Here is a 9,658-nt window from a genome sequence, read left to right as displayed (position 1 = left end):
GCGCCGGGAACTGTACGATGGCCTGAAACGGCTGACCCAACGGGAGCAGACCTATCTGCTGTACCGCTATGGCTTTACTGATGGCGAGGAACATCCACTGATCGGAACGGCGATATACTTTCACCTGACAAAAGGCCGCGCAAAAAAGACGGAGGAACAGGCTATGGATAATCTGTGGCTGGAACTGCCGTGGTGGTTTGTTTGAATGAAAAGAAAAATCGTGATTGTGCTACAAGTTTTCTGGGAATTTATGTGCAGCTATACGATTTTGAGAAATTTTGTAGACGGATGAAACAAAATAGGATTAAATTTAAGTATCCAAGGAACGTTGATTTCACGGAGCCGCTGATTACCGACTTTAGGATTTGAGGAGGATGCCGTTTTATGAAAATTGCACGAGATAAAATGTTTTTTTCAAAAGATCTTATTCATACACTGGCGTATGTCGGAATGTTCGTGGCGGCAATTATATCGCTTGGAGCGTGTAAGTCTGGTATTTGGGTGGCTGCGATATTAGCATGGATTGTAGCAGGTATAATTATCGGATTGGCGATTATTTCTGACTATAAAAAGGCAGAACTTTTGAAAAATGGAACAAGAATCACCGGAAAGGTTACAGCAACAAAACGAGTACATATAAAATTTCATATGAGTACCTACCACCTTGCCGATGAAGATGTAATCTATCCATATGTGGTACATTATCAGTATAAAGTTAAAGGTGAAACCTATAATGGCAAGTCGCAGTGGTTTTGGTTCAATCCATGTATTCCGAAAGGGACACCGATAAAAATTCTAGTAGACCCAAAGAATCCGGCCAGAAGTGCAGTTTTCAAACCAGAAAGCTGAAGATAGCCTTCAGTCGAAGTAGAGGTAAAATAAAAAGTTTGGCCGTATAGCGTGCTTATCTAAAAGAAGATTGTAATTGTGTTACAAATTTTCAGAAAATTTATGTGCATCTATACGATTTTGAAAAATTTTGTGGACAAACGAAATAAATTGGGCTTAAATTTCGTTATCTAAACAAAAAGCAAGGAGGGAGTTTTGATGACCTGTAAAAATTGCGGTTATGAAAACAAGCTGGGTGTTCGATATTGCCAGCGGTGCGGTCAGTATATTGAACCAAAACGGACATTGGCACAAGAAGTTAAATCGTGGGATTTTAGAAGTCTCGCTGGTGTTGGCCGTAGAGATGTGAATATTGCGCCGCTGTTTACTGCATCACCCGTTCAAACTCCAGCAAAAGCACACCAAACGCCCTCGCCTGTTGAACCGATGCCAGACGGAAGATGGTATTGCCCGGACTGCGGAACATTAAATGCTTCTTCTGAACGTTTTTGCAAAAACTGTGGAAAAGTTCGATAACTATCGTTTAGCATTAAAAACTACGGAAGCTTTACGCTGAAAGCTGTAACTTTAAGCAGACCGGAAAGCTTATAATGAGGGTAGAACAGAAATATGACCAACGAAGATACCACTGATTTTGACGAGCACTTCGCTAAAATTTCGTCCTATATTGTGGACACATTGCACGGTGTTCCACTTGAGATGACCGAGGATGAAAAAGAACAATTTCGCATACAGGTTATTTCAAATCAGTATGCAGAACGGTTGCTAAGTGAAGCCGAAAAGACAGAAACGTATAGAGGTTTATCAAAAATTGATATTCTCCATACAGTTTCTATCCCTCAACTGGCTAGAACAATCCCACTTAAAGGTTTGAATCTCAGTTTAGAAAAATACAGAATGCCGGATGGTGTAATAATAGAGGTTGAGAGTTCGTCACATTATTTGGGGTCATTTAGTGAGAAAAATGATTCTTCCACAAATTGGATAGAAAAAATCATGGAGGGTGTCGGTATTCACTAGATGGATTCTCAAGAAGCATAAACAGCCCGCTATTTGCAGAGAATTCTGGAAGAAAATTGAAGAAAGCATCCTTCCGGCAACAGCACCCCGGACGTTTGTGAACTCTCACAACAGAGATCAAGAACCAATCCCTGCTTTGCGCTTACACCGTTTTGGTGACATTTTTTCTCCGTCTTGCTACAATATTGTGGATTTTTTTCTATTTGTGCTTTGCTATTATCAACATCTAAAATGAAAACCGTGATGGAGGTGATTCCAATGCAGATAATTTCCTTGAAAACAAATTGAATGCGTTGGCAAACGGTGGCCAGTTCTCCATTTCCTACGACATCACGATTCCGTAATAAAAGCATTAGATAATGGGTATAAAAGCCACGATTCTTTAGAGTCAAAAGAAAAGAATCGTGGCTTTGTACGTTTGAATTATGGAGCAAGCCAAATGAATAAGAAATTGGAATTTTTTAGCAGTATGGCGGTTGCCTTTATAGTTTTGATATTGGTCTTTCTTTGCATTCGTTTTTCAGGTCAGGGAAAATTTGCTACACATGGAGGAACCAATCCGTCTGATGTAAAATGTATTTATACTTCAGTTTGGCCGGATAATGAATACACTAGGCTTATTTGTGAGCCGGAAAGTGGAACGATAGAATATATATTGGATGGTTCTAATGCTGGGTATTATGCAATCTTTTATAATAACATCTCTGAAGAAGAAATACAAAAATATATTGACCAATTAAAAACCTTAGGATACGCTGAAGAGGCATCGGCTTCAGAAAGCGTTTCGACAGGCGTTTTGCTAAGAAAAGATGAAACATGGATAAGCATTGCATACTCAGAGGGAGGATTTGGAATCCGGATTTCAGTAGAAAAATCCTGAATAAAAGAGATGCTGGGGAATTCCGGTTATCCCTATGATGCAGTGGAAAGAAAATGGATTGCTCAATATGCGAGCCTCCATGACTTGATTTTGATGTTCGGTCACTCAAACCAATGCCGTCAAGTCGGTAGGGGATATATCGCTGGCTCACCCTTGCAGTGGCGGTTGCAGTCTGTGCTTCAACCTTGACCACTCGTCAGCATGTTCTTGTGGACGTAGTGGGCGGCATCCTGACAGCGGAAATCTGCTGGACCGTAACACGGAGATTCTTCATTTGGAATTGATACAAAAAGCAGCCATTCGGCGTATCGCTTGATACATCGAATGGCTGCTTTTTTATAAGGTCAGCGTATATCAATCTTCCAGCCTGCTGTGGTCACAGCCGAGCGAGAGATAATGCTCGATCTCCCCACCCAGCACAAGCTGTGCATACTCCAATGGCTTATTGTACAGTAGCCAGTCCAGTTCTGCCCGCTGTGCCGGGGTGTTGCCGTATTCGTCCTCAATGGCGATGCAGTCGATGGAAAGAGTGGTTCCATCCTCGAACCGGGCTTCCACCCGGTTGGTGTCCATATTGAAGCGGCAGGAAAGCAGTTTCATCATGGTAGTATCCTCCTAGACTTGATTTTGATGTGCGGCCACTCAAACCAATGCCGTCAAGTCGGTGGTGGATAGGGTGATTTTTATTTGTCGGAGAGTAAGTGCACGGTTTCTGCACGGATTTTGCACGGTTTCAAAACGTGCAAAGGGTACTTTTCACTGCAAAATCCGACAAAGGGTGCAGAAATTGCTGGGCAAAAAATCACGTTGCCTTGTTCAAAAATAACGATGACTCGAAACTTCCATAAATTGAGACGAACCGGCGGCTTGCTCTCTTAATCAGTGGGCCTAGGGTTCGAGTCTCTGGAGGTGCACCACAACAACAAAATCCGAACTTTTTTCCGATAGGAGAAGGGTTCGGATTTTTTATTTTCTTCGGAAATGACAATTCCGGCTTGTTCCCGACGGCTGTGTGTTCAAAACCTTATCAACAAAGCGGACTTGATTCTGAACGGCGACCCGGAGAAATACTTGAAAACCGTAACCGGGAGCCATGGGTTAGAAGATTAAGAGAAATGCCGTTCCCAAAGCAACTGGAACGGCATTTCTTATTTTTCGCCACTCGGCATCTTCTGTCCCCGAAGCTCCTGCCGGATGGCACGGAACTGCTCCGGCACATCCGCATCGGTCATCGCACCGGGGACATCCACTGTCCCAGCGGCTTTGGCGGCTTCATAGAACCAGCATTTATACTCCACGGTCTCCAGCGTATGCTGTAACTGCTGGATCTGCTGGGTGAGCACCTCCCGCTGATGCCGGAACATTTCCAGCCGGGTGTCAATGGTGCCGTCTCCCTGCATGGAAAGCTCAATATACTGCCGGATATCCTTGATGGACATTCCGGCTTTTTTCATGCAGCGGATGACCTGCAGCCACTCGAAGTCGTTTTCCCGGAACATCCGAATGCCGCCGGAGGAACGCTCCACAAAGGGAAGTAACCCTTCTTTGTCGTAGTAGCGCAGGGTGGAGGCAGGTACGCCCAGCTTTTGTGCCATTTCACCTACGGTATAGATCATCTGAAACCTCCGTTTTTTCAAAAAGCCCTTGACTTAAAGTGCGCTTTAAGTTGTATGATAAAATCAAACTTCAACAACATCATAATGCGGATGCACTCTGCTGTCAAGGAGGTTCCTATGAGCAAGAAGGTATTGATTTTGTCTGGCAGTCCTCGGAAGGGCGGCAACTCTGATATTCTATGCGATGAATTTCTGCGTGGAGCGCAGGATGCCGGGCACAAAGTCGAAGGCAGTGTTCGACCGTACCGTGGCACGGTGGCTTGAGGTCAAAGACAAGGAATTTTACTACATCACCACCATGGCAGACGAGGAAAAAGCCTCTGCGGACACTACGCTGACCTGCTTCCGGGGCTATGCAGACTGTGTGGAAGGTGCCGTGGAAAAGGGAGTCCTTGTAGCAGGTGGCGTTTACGAGCCGGGTGCGGTGCGAAACACCTCTGCAATGGCACAGGCTTACGAGATGGGGAGGAACGTATAATGGCAGTGAAACAGACGGCAGGGCGGGATGCTCTGGGCGGATTTGCACCAAAATTTGCAGAACTTAACGATGAGGTACTATTCGGGCAGGTGTGGAGCCGAGAGGATAAACTCTCCCTCCGGGACCGCAGCCTTGTGACGGTGGTGGCACTGATGGCGCAGGGACTGACGGACTCCTCGTTTCGGTATCACCTGACGGCAGCGAAAAACAACGGCATTACCCGGACTGAGATTGCAGAGATCCTGACCCATGCGGCATTTTATGCAGGCTGGCCCAAGGCGTGGGCGGCTTTCCGCATGGCAAAGGAAGTCTGGGCAGAGGACGCTGCGGCGGATGCCAAAGCACAGCACCAGAGTGAAATGGTGTTCCCTATCGGCGCGCCCAACGACGGCTTTGCACAATATTTCAGCGGGAAAAGCTATCTGGCACCCCTGTCCACCGCACAGGTTGGCATTTACAATGTCACCTTTGAGCCGGGCTGCCGGAACAACTGGCACATCCACCATGCTGCAAAGGGCGGCGGACAGATCCTTGTCTGCGTGGCAGGCCGGGGCTACTATCAGGAATGGGGCAAAGCGCTGCAGGAGCTGCATCCGGGCGATGTGGTGAATATTCCCCCGGAGGTCAAGCACTGGCATGGTGCTGCACCCGATTGCTGGTTCTCTCATCTGGCAGTGGAAGTACCCGGCGAAGACACCTCTAACGAGTGGTGCGAACCGGTGGCGGAGAAAACCTATGGGATACTGCGGTAACCTCTACGATATGTACAACAGGGAGTTCCCCGGCGGGAGCTTCCTGTTTTTCATTTCCTGCAAGATGAGCCTGTTCCGCCTGCCATGCGGCTGTCTGTAAGCAGACGTAAAAAACAGCAAGGCTCCCGCCCGGAGGATCTGCCCCGGGTGGGAGCCTTTATTTCCCGGGATATTCAGGACAGTGGAAAAATTTTCAAAAAAGTTGCAAATCGTGCAGGAAATCTTCCTTGTAGTCCGTTTTATAAGATGGTATCATGACATTGATTTGCGCAGCTGACCCGGAGCAGGAACTCGCAGGTGGGATGATTTTTGCGGGTGCGGCGGGAAGGGCGCAGAGCGATGAACGCAGGAAGAAAGCATTCTTCTTTTACACAGGTCTACAGGAAAAATCACAGGAGGTCAGGCTTTTCATGCTAGGTTTCAACAAAAAGACACAGGACGCCTCTCCGCAGGAGAATACCGGCGGGGAAAATAAGGTGCTCCATTTTATCCGGACCCACAAAAAGCGCTGCATCGCGGCGGTCGTGGCCGTGGCGGTGCTGGCGGTGGTGGTCATCCCCCGCAGGAACCGCAGTGCATCGGCAGACATGGCGTATGTGCAGGAGGCGCTGGGACGCCGCGACATCGTGAACGTCTACGACGGCAGCGGCACCATCAATGCCGCCGATTCCTACACCGTCAAGTCCCTCGTTACCGGCACGGTGCTCACCGCTGACTTCGAGCTGGGCGACACCATCCAGAAGGGCGATGTCCTCTACGTCATCGACAGCTCGGATGTGGAGGGCGACCTCGAGAGCGCACAGCTTTCGGTGTCTCAGGCCCAGCGCAGCTACGATGACGCTGCCGACGCCCGGAACGTCCGCACGAAGATCAGCGGCGAGGTCAGCTCCTTTGCCGTGGCCGCTGGCGATGCGGTGCAGGCCGGTCAGACCGTCGCCACCGTCCGCGACACCTCTGTGATGCTGCTGGCCGTGGATTTCCCCGCCGCCGAGGCCCAGAGCTTCGCCGTCGGTCAGGCCGCGCAGGTCATGCCGGACACCACCTTTGAGGTGCTGAACGGCACCATCCGCTCGGTATCGGGCGCAGACCCCTCCGGTGACGCCAGCCTCATGACCTGCACCGTCACCATCGCGGTGCCCAACACGGGCAGCCTGACCACCGCGCAGGCCGCAGTGGCGCAGGTGAACGGCGTCAGCTCCCTCAACTCGGCCCACTTTGCCTACCAGCGCGAGGAGACCGTCGTGGCCGCTGCCTCCGGCACCGTGTCCGAGCTTTGCGTCAGGGAGGGCAGCACCGTCCGTCAGGACGACGTGCTCCTCCGCATCACCGGCAAGGATCTGGACAAGCAGGCCCAGAACGCCGCCGACAATCTTCGCTCCGCCGAGCTGCGGATGTCTTCCGCAGAGCGGAACATCAGCCACTACACCATCGATGCGCCCATCAGCGGCACCATCGTGGACAAAAAGGTCAAAGCCGGCGATAAGCTCAGCGCCAACGACGCAGCCATGCAGAACCTCTGCACCATCTACGATATGAGCTATCTGGAGCTGAAGCTCAACGTGGATGAGCTGAAGATCCGCTCGCTCAAGGTCGGTCAGGAGGTGGAGATCACCGCCGACGCCGTCCCGGGCGAGACCTACAAGGGCACCATCAGCAGCATCCTCGTGGCCGGCACCACTGCCAACGGCTCCACCAGCTACCCCGTCACCGTCCGCATCGACGAGATGGGCGATCTGCTGCCCGGCATGAATGCCTCGGCCAAGATCACCACCGCCAGCGTCAAAGACGTTCTGGCCCTGCCCAACGCCGCCCTCGTCCGGGGCAGCTATGTGCTGGTGACGAAGGATTCGCCCAGTGCTGCCAACGCCGAGGCCTCCATGACCGCCCCTGACGGCTATGTTTACGTCAAAGTGACCACTGGCATCAGCGACGATGATTACATCGAGGTGAAGAGCGGCCTGCAGGAGGGCGACACCATCGCTTACGACACCTCGACGGTCAGCGCGACCGACTTCTACAGCAACATGATGGTGTCTGCCGAAGGAGGCGACGAATGAGCGCCCTGATCGAGTTTGACGAGGTCTGCAAATACTACCAGATGGGTGACACCCTCGTCAAAGCGGCAGACCACATCTCCATGAAGATAGACCGGGGCGAGTTCGTGGCCATCGTGGGCCAGTCCGGCTCCGGCAAATCCACCTGTATGAACATCATCGGCTGTCTGGATGTGCCCACCCACGGCCGGTATCTGCTGGACGGCAGCGACGTCGGCAAGATGAACCGCCGTGAGCTGGCGGCCATCCGGAACGAGAAGCTGGGCTTCATCTTCCAGCAGTACAATCTGCTGCCCAAGCTGACCCTGCTGGAAAACGTGGAAGTCCCCCTCATCTACGCAGGCGTGGGCGGCAGCGAGCGCCGCCGCCGCGCCATCGCAGCGCTGGAACAGGTGGGTCTGGGCAGCAAGCTCCGGAACAAGCCCAACCAGCTCTCCGGCGGCCAGCAGCAGCGTGTGTCCATCGCCCGCGCCCTTGTCCGCAACCCGCCTATCATTCTGGCCGACGAGCCGACGGGCGCGCTGGACTCCCATACCGGCCGGGAGGTGCTGGGGATGCTTCAGGAGCTGCACAAACAGGGCCACACCGTGGTCCTCATCACCCACGACAACTCCATCGCCGTGCAGGCAGAGCGCATCATCCGGTTGGAGGACGGGGTCGTCGTCTACGACGGCGACGCCCACGCCCCCGAGGCGGTCGTGCAGCCGAACTTCATGATGTCGGCCCCGAAAGCCGGAGAGGAGGGAGCGCACGCATGATAAAGGAGACCTTCAAGCAGGCCATCCAGAACGTGTGGAGCAATAAAGTCCGCACCTTCCTCACCATGCTGGGCATCATCATCGGCGTTATGGCCGTCATCGTCATCGTCGGCCTCGGCAACGGCATGACCCACATGATGCAGGACTTCTACTCCGATATGGGCAGCGATATTCTGTCGGTCAACGTCATGACCGCCAGCACCCGCACGGTGGAGGTCAGCGATGTGTATAACATCATCAACCAGAAGCCGGAGTATTACAGGGGCCTTTCGCCCATCGCCAGCGCCGGGACGGATCCGCTGCGGGTGGCAGGGGAGAAGTACCGCCGCACCAACATCAGCGGCGTCAATGAGGATTATCTGACCATCAACAACTATAAGGTGGCCAAGGGCCGGGGCATCCAGTACGCCGACCTGATGGACAACAAGAACATCTGCGTCATCGGCGACTATGTGGACCGTAAGATCTTCGGCGGCAACGGCCTCGGCAGCACCCTCAAGGTGGGTGCAAACGAGTTTCGCATCGTGGGCGTGCTGGAAGGCCGCTCCAAGCCCGCCGCCCAGTACGAGGGCGGAAACGACGACGTCGTCCTGATCCCCTATACCACCCTGCTGAGCCTCAGCAGCGGAAGCAGCGTCAGCCAGTATTACGTCGTGCTGCAGGATGCAGACCACTCGGACGAGGCACAGGAGTTTTTGCAGTCGCGGCTCAAGAAGCTGGTCAGTAAGGATGACTACGTCTTCGTCATGAGCCTGAGTGCGGCAATGTCGCAGATGTCCTCTATGATCAATATTATGGTGGGCGTCCTGACGGCCATCGCAGGCATCTCGCTTCTGGTGGGCGGCATCGGCATCATGAACATCATGCTGGTGTCTGTCACCGAGCGCACCCGCGAGATCGGCATCCGGAAGGCGCTGGGCGCACAGGAGAGCACCATCCTGACCCAGTTCGTCGTGGAGGCCGGCGTCACGTCGGCGCTGGGCGGCTGCTTCGGCATCGTGCTGGGCTACATCGTCTCGGCCATCATCAACCAGATCCTTCCGTTCGTCCTGACGGACATCACCCTGAACGTCACCCCCTCGGCGGACGCGGCGGCCATCGCCGTGGGCATCTCCTGCGGCATCGGCGTCCTGTTCGGCTTCCTGCCTGCCCGCCGTGCCGCCCGCCTGAACCCCATCGAGGCGTTGAGGTATGATTAACCTCTCCGTCAGCGCTGACGCGCTGCCACCTCTCCTATCGAGGAGAGGCCTT

The 9,658-nt window shown here is 52.7% G+C and carries 12 protein-coding genes and 1 pseudogene; 11 read left to right on the top strand and 2 right to left on the bottom strand.

All coding sequences use genetic code 11. From position 1 onward, the window contains the following. The 5 genes from ACT8X9_RS11600 to ACT8X9_RS11580 all read left to right on the top strand — a co-directional run. Positions 1 to 205: sigma factor-like helix-turn-helix DNA-binding protein (locus tag ACT8X9_RS11600; RefSeq protein ID WP_444269086.1), on the top strand; the 205-nt coding region annotated here is incomplete at its 5' end. A gap of 179 nt (positions 206 to 384) precedes the next feature. Then, positions 385 to 849, top strand: coding sequence for a DUF3592 domain-containing protein (locus tag ACT8X9_RS11595; protein WP_370819606.1), 465 nt, complete (start codon positions 385 to 387; stop codon positions 847 to 849). 198 nt (positions 850 to 1,047) lie between these two features. Further along, positions 1,048 to 1,365: a zinc-ribbon domain-containing protein gene (locus ACT8X9_RS11590; protein WP_097791374.1), complete on the top strand. Its 318-nt coding sequence runs from the start codon at positions 1,048 to 1,050 to the stop codon at positions 1,363 to 1,365. Positions 1,366 to 1,458: 93 nt separating this feature from the next. Then, positions 1,459 to 1,869 (top strand): hypothetical protein, encoded by a 411-nt coding sequence (locus tag ACT8X9_RS11585; protein WP_015564578.1) that lies wholly within the window; start codon positions 1,459 to 1,461, stop codon positions 1,867 to 1,869. 439 nt (positions 1,870 to 2,308) lie between these two features. Further along, positions 2,309 to 2,749, top strand: a complete 441-nt coding sequence (locus ACT8X9_RS11580; RefSeq protein WP_005929376.1) for a hypothetical protein — start codon at positions 2,309 to 2,311, stop codon at positions 2,747 to 2,749. A 354-nt stretch (positions 2,750 to 3,103) separates the two neighbouring features. Here ACT8X9_RS11580 and ACT8X9_RS11575 read toward each other — a convergent pair whose 3' ends face one another. After that, on the bottom strand, positions 3,104 to 3,352 hold the full coding sequence (locus ACT8X9_RS11575; protein ID WP_444269085.1) for a DUF6061 family protein: 249 nt from the start codon (positions 3,350 to 3,352) through the stop codon (positions 3,104 to 3,106). Between the two features lie 432 nt (positions 3,353 to 3,784). Here ACT8X9_RS11575 and ACT8X9_RS11570 point away from each other — a divergent pair. Beyond that, positions 3,785 to 3,859 (top strand): annotated as a pseudogene (locus ACT8X9_RS11570) (DUF6061 family protein); the annotation flags it as partial. Positions 3,860 to 3,897: 38 nt separating this feature from the next. Here ACT8X9_RS11570 and ACT8X9_RS11565 read toward each other — a convergent pair. Then, complete coding sequence (locus ACT8X9_RS11565) at positions 3,898 to 4,365, bottom strand: MerR family transcriptional regulator (protein ID WP_444269084.1); 468 nt, start codon at positions 4,363 to 4,365, stop codon at positions 3,898 to 3,900. 208 nt (positions 4,366 to 4,573) lie between these two features. Here ACT8X9_RS11565 and ACT8X9_RS11560 point away from each other — a divergent pair, with 208 nt between their 5' ends. The 5 genes from ACT8X9_RS11560 to ACT8X9_RS11540 all read left to right on the top strand — a co-directional run bounded on the left by ACT8X9_RS11560 (position 4,574) and on the right by ACT8X9_RS11540 (position 9,606). Then, complete coding sequence (locus ACT8X9_RS11560) at positions 4,574 to 4,843, top strand: hypothetical protein (RefSeq protein WP_444269083.1); 270 nt, start codon at positions 4,574 to 4,576, stop codon at positions 4,841 to 4,843. Continuing rightward, on the top strand, positions 4,840 to 5,595 hold the full coding sequence (locus tag ACT8X9_RS11555; RefSeq protein ID WP_444269087.1) for a carboxymuconolactone decarboxylase family protein: 756 nt from the start codon (positions 4,840 to 4,842) through the stop codon (positions 5,593 to 5,595). Before ACT8X9_RS11560 ends, ACT8X9_RS11555 begins: the two co-directional genes overlap by 4 nt. Before the next feature lie 410 nt (positions 5,596 to 6,005). Further along, complete coding sequence (locus tag ACT8X9_RS11550; RefSeq protein ID WP_444269082.1) at positions 6,006 to 7,652, top strand: efflux RND transporter periplasmic adaptor subunit; 1,647 nt, start codon at positions 6,006 to 6,008, stop codon at positions 7,650 to 7,652. After that, positions 7,649 to 8,407, top strand: coding sequence for an ABC transporter ATP-binding protein (locus ACT8X9_RS11545; protein WP_444269081.1), 759 nt, complete (start codon positions 7,649 to 7,651; stop codon positions 8,405 to 8,407). The genes ACT8X9_RS11550 and ACT8X9_RS11545 overlap by 4 nt, the downstream gene beginning before the upstream one ends. Continuing rightward, positions 8,404 to 9,606, top strand: a complete 1,203-nt coding sequence (locus tag ACT8X9_RS11540; protein ID WP_444269080.1) for an ABC transporter permease — start codon at positions 8,404 to 8,406, stop codon at positions 9,604 to 9,606. Before ACT8X9_RS11545 ends, ACT8X9_RS11540 begins: the two co-directional genes overlap by 4 nt. The last annotated feature ends 52 nt before the right edge of the window (positions 9,607 to 9,658 follow it).

Source organism: Faecalibacterium sp. (genome assembly GCF_052358865.1).
Classification (GTDB): domain Bacteria; phylum Bacillota; class Clostridia; order Oscillospirales; family Ruminococcaceae; genus Faecalibacterium; species Faecalibacterium butyricigenerans.
This window is presented reverse-complemented; position numbering and strand designations above follow the sequence as displayed.